General features: G+C 62.1%; 21 protein-coding genes. 4 read left to right on the top strand and 17 right to left on the bottom strand.

Annotation, left to right across the window (positions count from 1 at the left end; all coding sequences use genetic code 11):
* Positions 1-178: 178 nt before the first annotated feature.
* Together CHU95_RS17505 and CHU95_RS17500 are read right to left on the bottom strand one after the other, a co-directional pair.
* Positions 179-1,039, bottom strand: a complete 861-nt coding sequence (locus CHU95_RS17505; protein WP_094457614.1) for a GNAT family N-acetyltransferase — start codon at positions 1,037-1,039, stop codon at positions 179-181.
* A gap of 4 nt (positions 1,040-1,043) precedes the next feature.
* Positions 1,044-1,502, bottom strand: a complete 459-nt coding sequence (locus CHU95_RS17500) for a GatB/YqeY domain-containing protein (protein ID WP_094457613.1) — start codon at positions 1,500-1,502, stop codon at positions 1,044-1,046.
* A gap of 416 nt (positions 1,503-1,918) precedes the next feature.
* Between CHU95_RS17500 and carA the strand changes: the two genes are divergently transcribed.
* Together carA and CHU95_RS17490 are read left to right on the top strand one after the other, a co-directional pair.
* Complete coding sequence (gene carA, locus CHU95_RS17495; protein WP_094457968.1) at positions 1,919-3,085, top strand: glutamine-hydrolyzing carbamoyl-phosphate synthase small subunit; 1,167 nt, start codon at positions 1,919-1,921, stop codon at positions 3,083-3,085.
* Position 3,086: 1 nt separating this feature from the next.
* Positions 3,087-4,100 (top strand): hypothetical protein, encoded by a 1,014-nt coding sequence (locus tag CHU95_RS17490; RefSeq protein WP_094457612.1) that lies wholly within the window; start codon positions 3,087-3,089, stop codon positions 4,098-4,100.
* A 10-nt stretch (positions 4,101-4,110) separates the two neighbouring features.
* On the opposite strand, the gene CHU95_RS17485 is transcribed toward CHU95_RS17490, so the two are convergent.
* Together CHU95_RS17485 and CHU95_RS17480 are read right to left on the bottom strand one after the other, a co-directional pair.
* Positions 4,111-5,010 (bottom strand): glycerophosphodiester phosphodiesterase, encoded by a 900-nt coding sequence (locus CHU95_RS17485; protein ID WP_207762532.1) that lies wholly within the window; start codon positions 5,008-5,010, stop codon positions 4,111-4,113.
* An 88-nt stretch (positions 5,011-5,098) separates the two neighbouring features.
* On the bottom strand, positions 5,099-5,428 hold the full coding sequence (locus CHU95_RS17480) for a YkgJ family cysteine cluster protein (protein WP_094457610.1): 330 nt from the start codon (positions 5,426-5,428) through the stop codon (positions 5,099-5,101).
* A 96-nt stretch (positions 5,429-5,524) separates the two neighbouring features.
* On the opposite strand from CHU95_RS17480, the gene CHU95_RS17475 reads away from it, so the two are divergent.
* Complete coding sequence (locus tag CHU95_RS17475) at positions 5,525-5,974, top strand: YaiI/YqxD family protein (RefSeq protein ID WP_207762546.1); 450 nt, start codon at positions 5,525-5,527, stop codon at positions 5,972-5,974.
* An 83-nt stretch (positions 5,975-6,057) separates the two neighbouring features.
* Here CHU95_RS17475 and CHU95_RS17470 read toward each other — a convergent pair whose 3' ends face one another.
* From CHU95_RS17470 to coxB, 8 genes are all read right to left on the bottom strand, one after another.
* Positions 6,058-7,542, bottom strand: coding sequence for a carboxypeptidase M32 (locus CHU95_RS17470; RefSeq protein ID WP_207762531.1), 1,485 nt, complete (start codon positions 7,540-7,542; stop codon positions 6,058-6,060).
* Positions 7,539-8,279: an SURF1 family protein gene (locus CHU95_RS17465; protein ID WP_094457608.1), complete on the bottom strand. Its 741-nt coding sequence runs from the start codon at positions 8,277-8,279 to the stop codon at positions 7,539-7,541. Before CHU95_RS17465 ends, CHU95_RS17470 begins: the two co-directional genes overlap by 4 nt.
* A gap of 4 nt (positions 8,280-8,283) precedes the next feature.
* Positions 8,284-8,577: a DUF983 domain-containing protein gene (locus tag CHU95_RS17460; RefSeq protein WP_342744752.1), complete on the bottom strand. Its 294-nt coding sequence runs from the start codon at positions 8,575-8,577 to the stop codon at positions 8,284-8,286.
* 107 nt (positions 8,578-8,684) lie between these two features.
* Positions 8,685-9,554 carry a cytochrome c oxidase subunit 3 gene (locus CHU95_RS17455; RefSeq protein WP_094457606.1) on the bottom strand — a complete coding sequence of 290 codons (870 nt, stop codon included), beginning with the start codon at positions 9,552-9,554 and terminating at the stop codon, positions 8,685-8,687.
* A gap of 58 nt (positions 9,555-9,612) precedes the next feature.
* On the bottom strand, positions 9,613-10,317 hold the full coding sequence (locus CHU95_RS17450; RefSeq protein ID WP_245838366.1) for a cytochrome c oxidase assembly protein: 705 nt from the start codon (positions 10,315-10,317) through the stop codon (positions 9,613-9,615).
* 181 nt (positions 10,318-10,498) lie between these two features.
* Complete coding sequence (gene cyoE / locus CHU95_RS17445) at positions 10,499-11,404, bottom strand: heme o synthase (protein ID WP_094457604.1); 906 nt, start codon at positions 11,402-11,404, stop codon at positions 10,499-10,501.
* Between the two features lie 124 nt (positions 11,405-11,528).
* Positions 11,529-13,142 (bottom strand): cytochrome c oxidase subunit I, encoded by a 1,614-nt coding sequence (gene ctaD, locus CHU95_RS17440; protein WP_094457603.1) that lies wholly within the window; start codon positions 13,140-13,142, stop codon positions 11,529-11,531.
* A 24-nt stretch (positions 13,143-13,166) separates the two neighbouring features.
* On the bottom strand, positions 13,167-14,021 hold the full coding sequence (coxB, locus tag CHU95_RS17435; protein WP_094457602.1) for a cytochrome c oxidase subunit II: 855 nt from the start codon (positions 14,019-14,021) through the stop codon (positions 13,167-13,169).
* A gap of 419 nt (positions 14,022-14,440) precedes the next feature.
* Between coxB and tldD the strand changes: the two genes are divergently transcribed.
* The gene (gene tldD, locus CHU95_RS17430; RefSeq protein ID WP_094457601.1) at positions 14,441-15,877 is read left to right on the top strand and encodes a metalloprotease TldD; all 1,437 of its coding nucleotides are present in this window, start codon (positions 14,441-14,443) and stop codon (positions 15,875-15,877) included.
* 88 nt (positions 15,878-15,965) lie between these two features.
* Here the strand turns inward: tldD and CHU95_RS17425 are convergent, their stop codons facing one another.
* The 5 genes from CHU95_RS17425 to CHU95_RS17405 all read right to left on the bottom strand — a co-directional run bounded on the left by CHU95_RS17425 (position 15,966) and on the right by CHU95_RS17405 (position 18,655).
* Positions 15,966-16,448, bottom strand: coding sequence for a F0F1 ATP synthase subunit B family protein (locus CHU95_RS17425; protein ID WP_094457600.1), 483 nt, complete (start codon positions 16,446-16,448; stop codon positions 15,966-15,968).
* Positions 16,448-17,056 (bottom strand): F0F1 ATP synthase subunit B family protein, encoded by a 609-nt coding sequence (locus tag CHU95_RS17420; protein WP_165772245.1) that lies wholly within the window; start codon positions 17,054-17,056, stop codon positions 16,448-16,450. The genes CHU95_RS17425 and CHU95_RS17420 overlap by 1 nt, the downstream gene beginning before the upstream one ends.
* A gap of 204 nt (positions 17,057-17,260) precedes the next feature.
* Positions 17,261-17,485 carry a F0F1 ATP synthase subunit C gene (locus CHU95_RS17415; protein ID WP_094457598.1) on the bottom strand — a complete coding sequence of 75 codons (225 nt, stop codon included), beginning with the start codon at positions 17,483-17,485 and terminating at the stop codon, positions 17,261-17,263.
* Positions 17,486-17,548: 63 nt separating this feature from the next.
* Entirely contained in the window at positions 17,549-18,292 is a 744-nt protein-coding gene (locus CHU95_RS17410; RefSeq protein ID WP_094457597.1) for a F0F1 ATP synthase subunit A, read from the bottom strand.
* 6 nt (positions 18,293-18,298) lie between these two features.
* Positions 18,299-18,655, bottom strand: coding sequence for an AtpZ/AtpI family protein (locus tag CHU95_RS17405; RefSeq protein ID WP_094457596.1), 357 nt, complete (start codon positions 18,653-18,655; stop codon positions 18,299-18,301).
* Positions 18,656-18,884 lie beyond the last annotated feature (229 nt).

Here is an 18,884-nt window from a genome sequence, read left to right as displayed (position 1 = left end):
CCGACATCCATCCCCAGGTTGCCCCGTGATTCACAGCCTGTGGATAACAGCGAACTGGTTCGAGTTTCATCGACCCTATACCCCTTCCCCCTGAATGGCCGCATGGCCAAACGGGTGGTCGGATTGACGGGATGGACGAAACAGGCCTCATTTAGCACTTGTCCATCCTCAAAGTGCCCTATCCCAGCAGGACGATCCCGTAATCGCCGATGACACGGAAACCCAGCGACAGATAGGCCCGGCGCGCCGGATCGTTCTGTTTTCCCGTGAACAGAACCGCCGTGGCCACCCCGTCATCCTGGGCCGCCAGCAAGGCCCCGGCCACGGCGGCCCGCGCCAGTCCGCGACCGCGCAGCGATACGGGCGTCCACACACCACCGATCTGCACCGTGTCGGGGATGCGGGCATTGTGGGTGGCCATGGATAGCGGCACGCCGTCGGCACCGGCGACGACAAACACTTCGCCGGCCGCGACCCAGGCGCCGACATCGGCGGCGGCACGGGCACGCAGCCCCTCACCATCCGCTTCGCCCAGCGTTTCAACGCAATAGCCCACGCGCCAGGACGACAGCAGCGGAACATCCCCCGCCACAGCACGCCGCCAGGACAGGCGGCCATCGACCAGTGCCGCCGGAACCTTCAGATCGGAAAGGGACAGGTCGAACAGATCCTCAGCCCCATCCTTCAGAAGGGGCCGGTCCGGGAACAGGGCCTGTACGGCTCGCACCGCCGGTAAGGGGCCGATCAGGCCGGCCACGGCCCGGTCACCCGCCGCCAGATGGAACCGTGCAATTGCCACGGCAAGGTCGGGTTCCGCCTGGATCAGCAGATTGCCGTTCCAGGCGTGAGAGACCACACCCTGCACGGCGTCATCCCCGTCCACCAGCGCCGCATAGCGCGCATGGAACCGTTCTGGCCGATCCGCCAGGCCAGCGCGCCGCAGGTTGGAGCGTAGGAACATCGACGTCGCCGGGTAGCGGGCCAGATAGGCATCCAGCCGGCCCTCGTCACCCGGCAGCAGCCGGTGGATGCCGGTCATCGGCTCAGTTGGCCAACTTCTCACGCACCAGGGCGCTGGCCTTGGTGAAGTCCATCTGGCCTGCGAAGCGACCGCGCAACTCGGCCATCACCTTGCCCATATCCTTCACGTCAGTGGCGCCAAGTTCGGCAATCAGGGCGGCAATGGCTTCGCGGGTGTCGTCGTCATTCAACTGCTTGGGCAGGAAGGCCTCGATCACATCGATCTCTTCCCGTTCCTGCTGGGCCAGTTCGGTGCGGCCACCCTGTTCGTACATGATGATGCTTTCACGGCGCTGTTTCACCATGGTCTGCAGCATCGACAGAATGGCGGCATCGTCGATGCCATCCTGGTTGCCACTGGTGCGCGCCGCGATATCGCGGTCCTTCAATGCAGCCATAATCAGCCGAACGGTCGCGACGGCGCGGCTGTTCTTCGCACGCATCGCATCCTTCAAGGCTTCGTTCAGCGTCTGGCGCAACATTGGGGAACTCCGGGGGTCAGATGAAACAGCCGGCAACATTATCCAAACAGTCCAACGGACGCCAGCGAATAGGAATGATGCGGCATGCCGGCTGGGAGGCGGGATCGACTGTGGCAGCACCTCAACGACCTCCCCGTCGCGACACCCAATCATGGCGCGTGGCAGGGCCGCGCCCACGTTGGTTGACCCCGCGCCCCTGAATGGCTAATTCAGCTTCAGAACCGTACCGGCCCTGGCCGGCGCGCGGCATCGGCGCGGCCCTTCGCCCGGCGGGATCACCCGGCGGATGATCGGCGCCGCGACGCGACTGCGGGCAGGCCGCCCCGCCTTTCGGGCGGGAAGGCACGGCCTTTTCACCGGCGCTTCGGCGCCGATCTCGCAGATAAAGGTGCCCGAGAATGACCGACACCCCGCCGATGGGTTCCCCCACCCGCGCGCCCGCTCCCAAGGGAGCCACGGGCGTTCTCGTCCTGGCCGATGGGTCGGTCTTCTGGGGACGCGGTGTGGGCGCCGCGGGCCACAGTGTGGGTGAAGTGTGCTTCAACACCTCCCTGACGGGCTATCAGGAAATCCTGACCGACCCGTCCTATGCCGGTCAGATCATCACCTTCACCTTCCCCCATATCGGGAATGTCGGCACCAACGCCGAAGATATCGAGACGGTGACGCCGGTGGCGCGCGGTCTGATCATCAAGGCGGACATCACCGAACCCGCCAACTGGCGTGCCAACCAGCATCTGGATGCCTGGCTGAAAAGCCATAATCTGGTCGGCCTGTCGGGCATCGACACCCGTCGCCTGACCCGCCGCATCCGTGACAATGGCGCACCCAACGGCGTGATCGCCCATTCGCCCGATGGCGTGTTTGACATCGACGCCCTGGTGAAGACCGCCAAGGAATGGCCCGGCCTGGAAGGCATGGATCTGGCCAAGGACGTCACGACCCGCCAGACCTACAGCTGGGATGAGACGATCTGGTCGCTGAAGGATGGCTACGGCAAGCAGACCGATCCCAAATACCATGTCGTCGCCATGGATTTCGGCGCCAAGCGCAACATTCTGCGCTGCCTGGCGGCCTCGGGCTGTAAGGTCACGGTCGTGCCGGCCACCACGACGGCCGAAGAAATCCTGGCGCTCAATCCTGACGGCATCTTCCTGTCCAACGGCCCAGGCGACCCGGCGGCCACAGGTGCCTATGCCGTGCCGACCATCGCGCGGCTGGTGGATAGCGGCAAGGCCGTGTTCGGTATCTGCCTGGGCCACCAGATGCTGGCCCTGGCGCTGGGCGGGCGCACCGTCAAGATGGACAAGGGCCATCGCGGCGCCAACCATCCGGTAAAGGATATCGCCTCGGGCGTGGTGGAGATCACCAGCCAGAATCACGGCTTCGTCGTTCTGCGCGAAAGCCTGCCGGACGAGGTGGAGGTCACCCACGTCTCCCTGTTCGACGGCACCAACGAAGGTATCCGTCTGTCGGGACGTCCCGTCTTCTCCGTGCAGTACCACCCCGAGGCCAGTCCGGGTCCGGAGGACAGCCACTATCTGTTCGACCGGTTTATCGCCGCCATCGAAGGGCGGTATTGAGGTGACAACCGATCTGGGTTTGACCCGCCTTGGTGAATGGGACCGCCCTTCCGGCATGCCGGAAGGGTTGGCCGGACTGGTCGCCAGTTGGCCGGTGATCAACCGCTCCCCCGGCGGGGAGGCGTTTTTGGACGGAAGCGGCCTGATCCGTGTCAGCGATGTCTGGAACCTGCCAAGCGGTGCCTTCGTCACTGACCGGCCCGTCGATATCCATGCTGGCTGGGCTGTGGCCCGGCTGGTCGATACGGTGTGGAAGCTGATCGAGGTGGCGCCCGCCCATCCGCGTGATGCCGGCCGCGCGCTTTTGCGCGACCGGGCCGAACGGCTGCTGCTGGGTCGCCGCTGGACCGGTGCGGATCTCGAAGCACTCGACAGCTTGCTGAAATCGGCGCCCGTGTCACAGGCCGAGTTCCTGGGCGCCGATGCGGGCCGCGAACGCGCCCTGAAATCACTGATCAAGCTGCGGCTGGTCTTGGTAACCGATGGCATCCACCCGGCCCTGCCCGCCCCGGTGGCCAATCTTCTGGCCGGCGGTCCGGTCCTATGGCTGAATGCCGATGCACAGGAAGTGGCCGCGCAGGTCATGGCCCATAGCCGCCGGCGCATGGAAGTGTCCGCCAAGCGTGTGGCGCGCGATGACAAACAGCGGGGCGCCGACCTGAAGGATAGCATCGCCCAGGCGGTGAAGGCTGTGTTCCCTGGCATGCCCGACGACGTGTCCCTGTCGGTGGCCGCCCGTCTGGCGCCCGCCTCCATCAAGCTGGGCCGTCGCCCCGGCACCCAGTCCATTGTCGACTGCACCGCTGAAATCCGCTTGGACCGCTGGCGTCAGGTGATTATCGGCGATCCGCGCGTATCGGCGCGGCTGGCCGCCATGCAGGCCAAGGGTGACAATAACCGCGCCCGCAAGCGCTACCGCGACCAGCGCGCCCTGGAACAGGTCGCCGAAGAGATCGCCCGTTGGCGGGGCGATCTGGAGCCGGTGGCCTCCCGCTGGCTGGGCGACGCGGTGTAAGCGAGGGGCATCACCGCCCCAACACCTGCCTTCCTGTCACCGGGTCGTCGGTGATCAACCCATCAACGCCCCAACCGATCAGCCGCTTCATGTCGGCGGCATCATTGACGGTCCAGGGAATGACCTTCAGGCCCAGACCGTGGGCTTCCTTCACCAATTCAGGCGTCAGGTTCAGGTGATAGGGTGACCAGATGCTTCCACCCGCCGCCTTGATCGCCGCCGGTAGGCTGCCGCCATGGCGACCGGGATCAAAGCCGGCCGTCCACTTGCTTTCGCCCGTCATGGAAACGTTGCTTTCCTCCGGGTCGATAATGGTCAGATAGGCGGTGGCGATCTCCGGTGCGATGCGCCGCACCACTTGAAGGGTCCGCCAATCGAAGCTCTGGATGGTCACTCGGTCGGCCAGGCCCGCCTCGCGCACCTGCCCGACCAGCAGCGTGGCAAACGTTTCGGGATCGACACTATCACCGGGATTGGTCGGGTCGATCTTCGTTTCGATATTAAAACGAATATTGTTATTGCCGCGCTTCTTCACCAGATCGAACAGGGCGGCCAAGGTGGGCACGCTTGTGCCATCCATCGGCATCTGCCGGGCGAAGCGCTTGGCATAGGGTGTGTCGGGCCGGATGCGCCCGACATCCAGGGTCTGCACCTCCGCCAGGGTCAGGCTGTGCCAGGTCGGCTGCACCCCCTCCACCCATTGCCCCTTGCGGCGGGTCAAATTGGCATCGATATGCCGATCATGGGCGATGATCAGGACACCATCCTTGGTGACGCCCGTATCCAGTTCCAGCGTATCGACCCCCAGGTCCAGCGACCGCTCAAAGGCCGGTAGCGTGTTCTCCGGCCACAGGGCACGGCCGCCGCGATGGGATTGCAGGTCAATGGCCGCAGCGGGTATCGATGTCATAAGGAGGGGGACCAGCAGGGCAAAAAGGCGCATATCGGCATCCGTTCTTTCGGTCTGCTACGGACCATAGGGCGGATGCGTTACGGTTTCATGGCAGGGTGATCGACATTCCGTGCCGTTCGCGCGCCATTAGACAGGCCTCGTCCCCCGCCACGCAATCATGACAGACGATGGGACGGTCGGCATAGATGGTACAGGCCACATGCTCCCCCACCGTGCCCGACAGGGCCGCACAGCGTTCCCCGGTCCAGCGCATGCCCGACCCATCAGGTGCGATCATCGCCTCAGGGATGCGGGCAATGTCGGCATCCTCCTCCAGCGAAAACCGCGGCCAGTCAGCGGCGTAGGCGCAACAAGCCCCACATTCCTGACAGGCAAAGGGGGGGGGATCGGTTTGCTGGTCCAAGTGTGCCGCCATGAAAGGGGGATGCCGGTTTGTGACCGACGCCGGCCCGCTTGGCAAGGGAACATGCTCTGCTATACAGGGGGCCAAGCCCCGAGGAACCTGCCGATGCTGGAAATCTATGTCGATGCCGATGCCTGCCCCGTGAAGGAGGAGACGTTCCGCGTCGCCGAACGCTATGGCATGCAAGTACATCTGGTGGCCAACGGACCGCTGCGCGTCCCGCCCGGCGGGCTGGTGCGGCTGGTCGTCGTCTCTGACGGGTTCGATGCCGCGGATAACTGGATTGCGGAACAGTGCGGGACTGGCGATATCGTGGTAACCGCGGATATCCAACTGGCCAAGCGCTGCCTGGACAAAGGCGCCAAGGTGCTGGGCAATAATGGTCGCCCGTTCACCGCCGCCAATATCGGTTCCGCCCTGGCATCCCGCGCCCTGATGCAGGATCTGCGCGACATGGGCGTGGTTCAGGGCGGCAACGCCCCCATGACCAAAGCGGATAAGAGCAAGTTCCTCCAGGAACTGGACAAGATGGCGAACGAGGTGAAACGGGGGAAGTGACGCCGCCTGCCCGTTCGTTTTCCTCAAGCGCCGGCCCGGCGGCAGTCGTCGCCGAAGTTGCATTCGCTAAACTGACACCAACTCTACAGGTACCGCGCCCGCAGATGCGCCTTAAAGATGCCGGCGTCCAGCGGCTTGCCCGTGGCGCGGATCAGGATGTCGCGGGCTGACAGGTACCGGCCCCAGCGATGGACATTGTCGCCCAGCCACGCCACCAAATCGCGGAAATCCCCGCGTCCGATTTGGTCGGCCAAGTCCGGGATGGCGGCAGATGCCGCCTGGAACAACTGGGCCGCCATCATCGCGCCCAGCGTATAGGTGGGGAAATAGCCCCAGGCCCCGCTGGGCCAATGGATATCCTGCAAACAACCCTGGGCCAGATCGGGCGGTGTGATGCCCAGCAGGTCGCGCATGCCCTGGTTCCAGGCCTCGGGCAGGTCCACCAGTTCCATCCGCCCCTCGATCAGCGCCTGTTCCAGACGCCAGCGCAGGATGACATGGGCGGGGTAAGTGACTTCATCGGCATCGACGCGGATGAAGGTGCGGTCCACGCGGCGGAAACGCCGGCGCAAGTTCTCGGCCGACCAGGCATCGCCTTCGCGGTCAAAGGCTTCCGCCAGTTGCGGGGCCAGCCATGCCAGGAAGCGCGGATGCCGTCCCACCTGCATGTCGAAGGTCAGGCTCTGGCTTTCATGCACACCCAGGCCGCGCGCCTGCCCCACGGGCTGTGATGCCCAGGCGGCGGGACGGCCCATCTCATACAGCGCGTGGCCCGCCTCATGCAGGCCGGATTTCAGCGACTTGAAGAAGTTGTCGGGGTCAAGGCGGGTGGTGATACGCACATCGCCCGTGGCACCACCGCAAAACGCGTGTAGCGACTGATCTACCCGCCCCTGGAAACCCAGGATACCGGCCAGTTTCTGCACCAGCGCGCGCTGCGCCTCGACGGGGAACGGGCCTTCAAATGGGTCAGCTTTTGGCTCACCCGCCTGTACCACCTCCACCTCAGCCAGAAAGCCCGGCAGGAAGGCGGCGTAATCGTCGAAAACGGGGCCGTAGTCGGCCGCGCGGCTGCCCGGTTCATACAGTTCATGCAGCGCGTCATAGAGACCGCAATTGAGTACGGCGGCGTTGGCCGCCGCAATCTCCCGCTGATGGTTCAACACCTTTTGCAGGTGCGGCAGCAGCAGGGCGAAATCATTTTCCGCCTTCGCCGTGCGCCAGACCATCTCACAGCGGGCGGCATCCCGGGCGTTGGCTTCCACCAGATCGGCCGGCACAGCGGTGGCCAGCAGATGTTCGCGTCGCATCTCTGCCAAGTTTGCACGCTGCCAATCATCGAGATCGGATGCATCGGATTCGGCGCGGTCGAGCCAGTCGGCGACGCTGGGGTCCAGCAGCGCGCCATGGATCGCGCCTTCCAGGGCCGCCACCTGATCGGCACGGGCCGGCGTTGCCGCCGCCGGCATCATGGTCCGGCTATCCCAGTTCAAGATACCCAAGGCGCCCTGCAACCCGGCGCGGCGGGCAAAATGCTTTTCCAGGGCGGCGTACGCGGACAGGGTCATGGTTCTTCCCGGCGGCGAAAACTGGCGGTCACGAATACACCGATCAGGGTCAGGGCCAGCCCGTACCAGGTCAGCGCGTAGGAGAGATGGTCATTCTTCAGGACGACGATGGTGCGCCCCCCAATGGGCAGCCCGCCAGGGTTGGCTGTGGCATCGGCTTGCAGGACCAGGGGCGCCAACCGGTCAGCCCCCGCAATGGCGGCCAGCGCCTTCATATCCAGCCAGAAGAAGGTGCGGGTGGCAGGGTCATTATCGGGCTGCATGAAAGCCCGATCCTGCGGCACACGGGCGATGGCGCTGATGGTGACGCTGCCCCCCACCTGCCCCTCGGGCCGGCTGGCGGGGTCACGCTTGTCCAGCGGGACCCAGCCCCGGTCAATCAGGACAATACCAGCCCCGTCATCACGCAGCAGCGGGGTCAGGACATGCACGCCCTGCTCCTGACGCCCATCAGGGCGGGGATAAAGGCGCGGACCGATATAGGTCTCATTGTCGTGCAGAAGCCGCCCCGTCACCCGCACACGGACATAGTCCCAGTCAGCAGGACTGTTGATGCTGGCCGGCAGGTCCACCGGGTCGGCAGCCAAACCCGCTTCCACGCGGCTGATCAGATCGGTTTTCCACGCAAGCCGCTCCAACTGCCAGGTCCCAAGGCCCAGCAGGATCACCAGCGCCAGCAAGGCGGCGATGGAGGGGATCAGACGTGGTCGGAACTGACGGCGGGTGGTGGCAGGCATGGGTTCAGCCTTCCCCGCCCTCGTCTTCACCACCGAACTGATCCCGGCGGTATCGGTACTGGGCGGCAATGGTCAGCGCCTTAGCCGGGCGCATGAGGCCCAGGGTGGCGCCAATGATGATCGGTCCCCAGAGCAGCAGAAGGACCCAGAGCGGCCAGTCGACCTTCAAGGCGAAGATCAGGGCGGCGGGAACCAATGTGAAGCCCAGGATGAAGATCAGAAAAACAGCCGGGCCGTCCCCACTGTCGGCGGCGGCCACATCAAGGCCACAGTCCGGACAGCGATCGACGACCCGCATGAAGCCCTTGAAGAGGGCACCCTGACCGCAGCGTGGGCAGCGACACCGCAAACCCACGCTGAGCAGGGAGGATGGCATCTCCGTCACGGGAACAAACCCGCTCCGGATCAGTGGGCGATCCAGGCCCCGCCGGCACCCCACCAATAGATGGAGATGAACAGGAACAGCCAGACCACGTCCACGAAGTGCCAATACCAAGCGGCAGCCTCAAAACCGAAATGGCTTTCGGCGGTGAAGTGGCCCTTCTTGGTACGGAAATAACAGACCGCCAGGAAGATCGTACCGATCGCCACATGGAAACCGTGGAAGCCGGTCGCCATGTAAAAGGCCGACGAATAGACATTGGCGCCGAAGCCGAAAGCGGCGTGGCTATACTCATAGACCTGGAAGCCAGAGAACACGAGACCCAGCAGAACGGTGATGCCCAGGGCCCGGGCGGCTTCCTGCATCTTGCCCTCGACCATCGCATGGTGCGCCCAGGTCACGGTGGTGCCGGACAGCAGCAGGATGACCGTCATCAGGAACGGCAGGTCAAACGGGTTGAAGGGGATCGTCCCCTTCGGCGGCCACACCCCGCCATTGGCCTCAACGCGGGCATACTGGATCGCCTCGTCATAGAAAATGGAGGCGTCAAAAAAAGCCCAGAAGAAGGCCGCGAAGAACATCACTTCCGAAGCGATGAACAGCGACATGCCATAGCGCAGGCCGATCTTCACGACGGGGGAATGGGCCTTTTCAACGACCGATTCCTTCACGATATCGCGCCACCAGCCAAACATGCAGCCCAGCACGGCCAAAAGACCGGCGGCCAGCAGGTACCAGCCATGGCCATGGAACTGCATCACCAGACCCGTGGCCAGCAGGCCAGCAGCAAAGGAACTCAGCAGCGGCCAGGGGCTCGGATTGACCAGGTGGTAGGGCTGCGGAATGCCATCCCCGGTATTGCCGCCACCGATATGGGCGTTGACGTCAGCCATCTCTCTTTTCCCTCAAACCAAGGAACTTTGGATCATACGTGACTTATGAGACCAGGTTCTAAGACCTGTTCCCGGGGACAGCACCAGCGGTCGGCTCTGACACCAAACCAGGGGCCAACCCTTGGTAATCTTTCCCCATCGCGCCGTCCAGCGGTGCGACTGCGGCCCCCTTCCCCGGGGTCGACAGCGCCGCACTCTGATCATCCGCGCGGAAGAAAGTATAGGAAAGGGTGATCGTTTTCACATCAGCCATTCCCGGATCATCGGCAATTGCCGGATCGACATAAAAGTTGACCGGCATGTCGATGGACTGCCCCGGCTCCAGTTTCTGCTCGGTAAAGCAGAAGCACTGAATCTTATTGAAGTATTTCCCTGCCTTCTCCGGCGTCACATTGTAGGTCGCGGTACCGACAACAGCGTGATTTTCCAGATTCTGGGCTCGATAGGACATCGTCATCGCCTCGCCCACATGCACGTTGACGGCAGTGGTATCAGGCCGAAAATCCCAATTGATGGAACTGTTCACGTCGCCATTGAAGCGGACGGTAATCACACGCTCCAATGCCTTTTCCGGGGCCTTTTCTGACACCATGGTCGTGCCGCCGAAACCCGTAACGCGGCAGAAAAGGTCGTAAAGGGGAACGGACGCAAAGGACAGGCCAATCATCCCGGCGACAACAGCGCCGAGTTTCATTGCGGTTCGAACATTACGCTGGCCGACCTCAGCGGGGCTGTCGGCCTGACGGTTCAGGTCCATGCTCATGATGCACCACCTCCCCCCATGCGCACCATCGCCACCACGTAAATGATGACAATGAAGGCAAGCAGCGCCGCAAGCATCGCTAGATTCTTGCCCCGTTGGCGGCGATGAACATCTGTGTCCGCGCCATGCTTACGGACGGGACCGGTATTGGGCTGGTCTGACACTACATTCCCTCCGTTTCTCACACCGCCAGATGTTCGCCGATCAGGATCGCGAGCAGCAGGAACAGATAAAGGATGGAAAAGGCAAACATGCGCTTGGCCGGCTTATGATCAGAGCTGCGCAGAACCTGTACAGCCAGCGCAACAAAGGCCAAGCCCAGGATCGTGGACCCGACCAGATAGGTCAGCCCGCCAATACCCAGAAAATACGGGCTGATCGCCAACGGCATCAGGATCAGCGTGTAGATCAGCATCTGCTTCTTGGTTTCAGCCTCCCCAGCAACAACGGGAAGCATCGGCACACCGGCATGCTGGTAATCCAGCTTACGGAAGATAGCCAACGCCCAGAAATGCGGTGGGGTCCAGAAGAAGATCAGCGCGAACAACACGATGGAGGCGACGGACACGTCCCCGGTCACAGCAGCCCAGCCGATCATCGGGGGAAATGCCCCGGCGGCGCCGCCGATCACAATATTCTGCGGGGTCCGACGCTTCAGCCACATTGTATAAATGAAAATGTAGAAACCGGATGCGAGGGCCAAAAGGCCCGCAGCAACCCAATTCAAAGCCAAGCCCATCAGGGTTACAGAAACGATGGTAAGGATCACACCAAACGCCAGCGCCTCTTCAGCCGGAATGAGTCCCTGCGGTATCGGCCGACGCGCCGTGCGGTCCATCATCGCGTCGATATCGCGGTCATACCACATGTTGATCGCACCGGCTGCACCGGACGCCAAGGCGATACATAGCACAGCGACCAGAGCCAGCACCGGGTGAAGATGACCGGGAGCCACCACCATGCCCGCGACGCCGGAAAATACAACCAGTGACATGACGCGCGGTTTCAGCAACGCAACATAGTCGCGTACGGTGCCGCTCGACGCCTGACTGTCCATGATCTCGGGGGCGACCACACTGTCGGTCATGATGATAGTCTCTTCACACGCTTGGAACAGGAACTGAACTGGGAAGTATCTGACAAAACCGCGCGGCGGTTGCCCGCCACGCGGATTGTCGCAGAGGTAAGGGTCAACAATAGACCCCTGCTTCTTACTTGATCTTCGGCAAGGTCTCGAACTGGTGGAACGGCGGCGGAGAGGACAAGGTCCATTCCAGTGTCGTACCACCGGTCTGCCAATAATCACCCTCGGCCTTACGACCGAACAGCTGGGTGTAGATGGCCATGACACAGAAGAAGATCGTCGAACCAAAGGCGATGTAGGCGCCGTAGGAGGAGATCATGTTCCAGAAATGCATGGCATCCGGATAGTCGGGCATGCGCCGCGCCATACCAGACAGACCCAGGAAGTGCTGCGGGAAGAAGATCATGTTGACGCCGACAAAGGTCGTCCAGAAGTGCAGGTGGCCTGCCCATTCCGGATGCATGCGACCCGACATCTTACCGACCCAGTAATAATAACCGGCGAAGATGGCAAACACGGCACCCAGCGACAGCACATAGTGGAAATGTGCCACCACATAATAAGTGTCGTGCATGGCGATATCCATGCCGGCATTGGCCAGCACCACGCCCGTCACGCCACCAATGGTGAACAAGAAGATGAAGCCGATGGCCCAGACCATCGGGACCTTGAACTCGATGGAGCCGCCCCACATGGTGGCGATCCAGGAGAAGATCTTCACGCCCGTGGGGACAGCGATGATCATCGTGGCGGCGGTGAAATAGGCGCGGGTATCGACCGACAGGCCGACTGTGAACATATGATGGGCCCACACGATGAAGCCGACCACACCAATGGCCACCATGGCATAGGCCATACCCAGATAACCGAACACCGGCTTCTTGGAGAAGGTGGAGATGATGTGGGAGACGATGCCGAAGGCCGGCAGGATCATGATGTACACTTCAGGATGACCGAAGAACCAGAACAGATGCTGGAACAGCACCGGGTCACCGCCGCCGGCCGGATTGAAGAAGTCCGTGCCAAAATTACGGTCGGTCAGCAGCATGGTGATGGCACCACCCAGCACGGGCACCGCCAGCAGCAGCAGGAAAGCCGTCACCAACATTGACCAGACAAAGAGCGGCATCTTGTGCAGCGTCATGCCAGGGGCGCGCATGTTGAAGATGGTGGTGATGAAATTCACCGCACCCAGGATCGACGAAGCGCCGGCCAGATGCAGAGCGAAGATCGCCATATCGACCGACGGCCCGCTATGTCCGTATTCCGAACCGGACAGAGGCGGATAGATGGTCCAGCCCGTTCCCGCACCCGGCCCGACAAACGCCGAACCCAGCAGCAACAGGAAGGCCGGAACGATCAGCCAGAAGCTGATATTGTTCAGACGCGGGAACGCCATGTCTGGCGCGCCGACCATCAGCGGCACAAACCAGTTACCAAAACCGCCGATCAGGGCGGGCATGACGACAAAAAACACCATGATCAAACCGTGGGCCGTGATGAACACGTTCCACTGCTGGCCGGCGTCGGCGCCGAATGCCATCATGTACTGGATGCCCGGGTCCTGCAGCTCAAGGCGCATGATCACGGAGAACAGGCCACCGATGAGACCTGCCAGCACCGAGAAATAAAGATAAAGCGTGCCAATGTCCTTGTGGTTCGTCGAGAACAACCAACGCTTCACAAAACCAGGCTTGTGATCGTGGTGATCGTGGGCGTGCGCCCCGGTGACAGCACCCATGGTATTACCCTCTCTTCCGAACCGTTACTGCGCGGCCGCTTCGGCGACCTGACGCGGTGCGGAGCCATTGCTGTTGAAGGCCTGCTTCTGCTGGCCCAGCCATTCCTGGAAACGCTCCTTCGACACGGCCTCAACGGCAATCGGCATATAGCCATGACCGGTGCCGCAGATTTCAGAGCATTGCCCGTAATAGACACCCTCACGGGTGACATTGAACCAGGTCTCGTTGAGACGACCCGGCATCGCATCCTTCTTCACACCCAAGGCCGGAATGGCGAAGGCGTGAATGACATCAGCCCCCGTAACCAGCACCCGCACATCAACACCAACCGGCACGATGATACGGTTGTCAACTTCCAGCAAACGCAACTGGCCCGGCTTGATTTCGTTCTCGGGGATCATCCGCGACTCGAAGGCGAGGCCCTCATGGTCGGGATACTCAAAGCTCCAGTACCACTGATGGCCCGTGATCTTGACCGTCAGCTCCGGATTCGGAGCCTTGTCCATATAATAGAGGACGCGGAAGGACGGGATTGCGATCAGCAACAGGATGATCACGGGAATACCGGTCCAGGCCACTTCCAGCCAGGTGTGGTGCGTCGTGGTCGACGGCACCGGGTTCGCCTTCTTATTGAAGCGGATCATCACATAGAGCAGCAGCAGCGTGACGAACACGGCAATGGCAATGATCGTCCACAGCAGGATGTTGTGGAAATCATGCAGCCGCTCCATCACGGGCGAAGCCGCTTCCTGGAAGCCCAATTGCTTAGGCTGCGGCGCACCGACAGCCTTTGCCGCCTCCTGCGCCAAGGCCGAGCCCCCGACCATCGCGCTGACAAACAGGGCCGTCACAGCGGCGCCGATCTTGCTAACAGACATCCCTTACCACTCTCGTCGTTGCCGGGGGTTATCCCCCCGCTTGAGCCAGCCGGACCGCCCGCCCATCCCCTCCACCACCCGCCAATGGCGGTGGGCGGGAAAGTCGCGGCGTGATGCAGACCCGGAACAGATCAAACCGTTTCGGCGGGACACTACACGCGCGTGGGGCTCACGAACAACACATGCGCTGCCAGAACGGTGCGCACATATCGTCGCAGACCATACAGGCAAGCACCCTTGAACGGCAAGATCGTCCGATATCCGCGCTCTGCAAGGCCGATGGTCATTGCGTCGCAGGCCGGCGCCAATTGATATGGCGCATGGCGATCATCTTCCTGACCGCGAGGCCCTTGCCCCGGGCATTTCGGATCGCCATTGTGACACCAGTTGCAATCCGACTGCCCAGAAAGCCTTGCTCCATGTCGCTTCTGACCCAGACTGACGAGATTTTCTTCAACCAGGCCGGCCTCGATCTGGCTCGCACAGGCTCCCTGGTGGGAAGCGCCCTGCACGGCGCGGACGATGGCGAGTTGTTCCTGGAATATGCACAGAGTGAAAGTTTCGCCTGGGACGACGGCAAACTGAAAAGTGCGTCCTTTGATACCAGCCAGGGATTCGGCTTGCGGGCCGTGTCCGGGGAGGCGACCGGATATGCACATGCCTCTGTGCTGACAGAGGATGCGATCCGTCGCGCCGGCGATACGGTGCGCGCTGTCCATGCCGGCCATGGTGGAATGATGTCCGAGGCGCCCATCGGCACCAACCGCCTGCTTTATGCCAGCGACAATCCCCTGGTGCTGGTGCCGTTCGAGGCGAAGGTGAAACTGCTGGAACAGATCGATGGCTATGCCCGTTCCAAGGATCCTCGCGTGCGCCAGGTTTCCGCTTCTCTGACGGGCGAGTGGCAGGCCGTGCAAATAATTCGTGGCGACGGTAGCCGTGTTGCCGATATCCGGCCCCTGGTTCGCCTGAATGTCTCCGTGGTGGTGGCGGAGGGGGACCGGATGGAGTCGGGCAGCCATGGGGCTGGCGGTCGCCGCACCTATCAACAGTTTCTGGACCCGGCGGTCTGGCAGGGTTTTGTGGACGAGGCGCTACGCGGTGCTTTGATCAATCTCGGGTCCATCGAGGCGCCGGCCGGCGAAATGCCGGTGGTTCTGGGGCCGGGCTGGTGCGGCATCCTTCTGCACGAAGCCATCGGACATGGGCTGGAAGGCGACTTCAACCGTAAGCAGACTTCCGCCTTCTCGGGCCTTCTGGGCCAGCGGGTCGCCGCCCCTGGCGTGACTGTGGTCGATGACGGCACCATCGAGGGACGGCGCGGTTCCATCAGCGTTGATGATGAAGGCACGCCCAGCCAGTGTACGGTGCTGATCGAGGACGGGATTCTGAAAGGCTATATGCAGGATCGGCTGAATGCCCGACTGATGGGCGTAAAGCCCACCGGCAATGGTCGCCGACAGGGCTATGCCCATATGCCGATGCCACGGATGACCAACACGGTCATGCGCGGCGGCGACAAGACACCCGACGAAATCATCGCCTCGGTTAAGCGCGGTATTTTTGCTGCCAATTTTTCCGGTGGTCAGGTCGATATTGTCTCCGGAAAGTTCGTGTTCTCGGCGTCGGAGGCCTATTTGATCGAAGATGGGAGGCTGGGCCCGGCCGTAAAAGGCGCCACCCTGATCGGGAACGGTCCCGACTCGCTGACCAAGGTCACGATGATCGGCAATGACAGCTCGATGGACCCAGGAATCGGCGTCTGCGGCAAATCGGGCCAGGGTGTGCCCGTCGGGGTTGGTCAACCAACCCTGCGTATCGACGGGCTGACAGTCGGCGGAACCAAAGCGGCCTGAACGCTGCCGCCAGCACCCAAGCAACAAAAAGCCCGCCTTCCGGCGGGCTTTTTCATACCATACACGTCTTATTGCGACGGACAGCGGCTCAGTGCAGCTTAGTCGGCAATTCGCTGATGGCGGCATCGACGAGCACACTGTTGCGGGCTTCATCGACATTCTGAACCAACAGCTTTTCCGTAGCCTGGACAGCGATTTCGACGGCCAGATCACGAACCTGCTGTAAAGCCAACGCTTCTGCCTGCGCAATCTTGTCGACGGCCTGCTGTTCACGACGCTTCAAACTGGCGTCAAGATCGGCTGCTGCCTGGGCGCGAATACGGGATGCTTCCTCACGGGCCTGCGCCACAATGGCTTCGGCTTCCTTCAGTGCATCACGCTGCTTACGCTGGAACTGCGCCAGGGCCGCCTGGGCATCTTCACGCAGCTTCTGGGCCTGCTCCAGCTCATCCGCGATGCGCTTGCTGCGGGCATCCAGACTACCGAGAATGCCTTTACCAGCAAGACGAGAAACGCCAACGATGAAGATTACAAACGCAACGGCGTACCAGAAAGTGCTGCTTTCAAACATCACGCACGCTCCTTCAGCACGGATTCAACCGCAGCCGTTGCCGCATCGGCCGATAGCACGGCCCCCGACAGGCGCTCTGTTGCGGCCAGGGCGGCCTCGGCAGCAACGCTGCTGAGGTTTGCCAGGGCTTCCTGCTTAGCGGCCTCGATTCGCGCTTCCGCGTCACGTGCCTTTGCTGTCAGGTTCGTACCGAGTTCCGTGTTACGGCGTGCAGCATCGGCATCGGAAGCGGCCACACTGGCGGCGATTTCCCTCTGCGCGTTGCTGCGGGCTTCTGCCAGCGCCTTTTCATAGGCCTGCATGACGCCCTCAGCCTCAGCCTTGAGAGCCGATGCCTTCTCCAGATCGTTAGAGATCTTTTCCTGGCGGGCTTCCAACACCTCGGCGACGCGCGGCAGCGCCACCTTGGACATCAGCCAGAACAGCAGGCCGAACGTCAGTGCCCACCAGAAGATCTGGGAGGCAAAGCTATCCGGATTAAGCTGCGGCAGGCCCTTCTTGGCATGCTCGCCCTCAGCGGCGGCCAAGGCAGGCGCCGCGAAGACGATGGCTGTGGTCAGCGCCGTCACGGCGCCGGCGCACAGGCGCGAAAAGCGTTCGACAGGCATAGAAGCACCCATTCACTGCTGACCGGCCGGTCATCCGGACAGTCACGCCAAATTCCCGTCAGCGCCTGAAGGAAAAGCTCATGGCAGGGCCAAGGGGCCCATAGAGCGACCGCCGCTGTCGGATCTGATACCCGGCAGCGGCGGCGATCCCGGCGCTGAAGCCCCGGCACCCGCAGGTGCCGGTTCTAAAAAACTGTTCGCGGATCAGGCGAACAGGATCAGGAAGGCGATAACCAGCGCGAACAGACCCGTCGCTTCGGTCAGCGCGAAGCCGATGAACACGAAGGTCTTGTAGGAGTCCAGAGCGGCCGGGTTACGGGAAACAGCCTGATACAGACCGGAGAACAGGTTGCCCAGGCCGATACCAACGCCCAGCAGGGCGAGCATGGCGAGACCGGCACCGATGAACTTTGCGGCTTCAGCTTCCATTTTGAAGTTCCTCTAGGTTGGAAGTGTCTCTTGAAGAAAGACGGGTTGGACGTTGGAAATGCGTTAGTGCATCTCCAGCGCGTCACGCAGGTACACGCAGCTCAGCAGCGCGAAGATGTAGGCCTGAATGCCGGCGACCAGGAACTCCAGGGCGAACAACGCGACATTCAGGAGAACCGGCAGCAGACCGACCGCAGCCATCCCGCCCCCAGCGGCAACCATCGACACCGTGAAGCCCGCGAAGACCTTCATCATGGTGTGACCGGCCAGCATGTTGGCGAACAGACGAATGGACAGGCTGATGGGGCGCACGAAGTAGGAGATCAGTTCAATCGGAACGATCAGCGGCGCCAGCCAGATCGGCGTACCATGCGGCAGGAAGAAATGAAAGAAGTGCAGACCGTGCTTCACGAAGGCAACGATGGTCACCACCACGAACACAAACAGCGCCATCGCAAAGGTGACGATGATATGGCTGGTGAATGTGAAGGACCCAGGGATCAGGCCCAGGACGTTGCCAAAAAGCACAAAAATGAACAGCGTGAAGATGAACGGGAAGAACTTGCGAGCCTGAGGGCCGGCATTGTCCCGAACCATTTCCGCCACGAACTCATACAGCAACTCGGCGATCGACTGCAGACGGCCCGGCACCAGGGCGCGGCCACGCATGCCATAGACCAGCAGGGCGGTAGAGGCCACAACGGCGATCACCATCCACAGCGAGGAGTTGGTGAAGGACAGATCAAGGTTGCCAACCGGCAGGTTGACCAGGCGCTTGATCTCGAATTGCTCCAAAGGACCAGCCACGATGCCCTACTCCCCACCGTCCCGTCTTTGGGACTTGTCGAACCCTGCCGCATATCCCTGCCCGGAGGTCAGGCGATACACATTCATAAACCCAGCGATCGCCCCTACGAAGACCATCACGATGATCCCCCAAGGCTTGGTCCCCAGCCACCAGTCGATGCCATAACCGAGCGCAAGCCCGAACAGCACTCCGGCAACCAGTTCCACCCCGACGCGCAGCCCCAGCGCCATGTCACCATTTGACACGCCCCCAGCCGGCTGCCCGTTGGGGGCGACTGGCGGGTCCATGCCGGCAACCCGGCGGGCCTCACGCAGGCGGGCATCCAGTTCTTCCAGCGATGGGGGCGTGCGCTCATCAGACATGAAGCAGACTCCCTTCCGCCTGAAGGTGGATACCGTGCGAAAGCGGCCGCACCATACGGTTAGCCCCCGATACTGTCAAGGGTATGACACCCACAGTTAAGTATCTGAAAATCAAAGATTTACACACCGCGCATAGGTCCGATGCCGCAGCGCATCATGCCTTTTGTCCAAGATTGGGCGGTTTTGCCGCTGCAAAAGTGGGTAATGGTCGTGATCGCGTTACACAAAA

The sequence above is a fragment of the Niveispirillum lacus genome (assembly GCF_002251795.1).
GTDB classification, from domain to species: Bacteria; Pseudomonadota; Alphaproteobacteria; order Azospirillales; family Azospirillaceae; genus Niveispirillum; species Niveispirillum lacus.
This window is presented reverse-complemented; position numbering and strand designations above follow the sequence as displayed.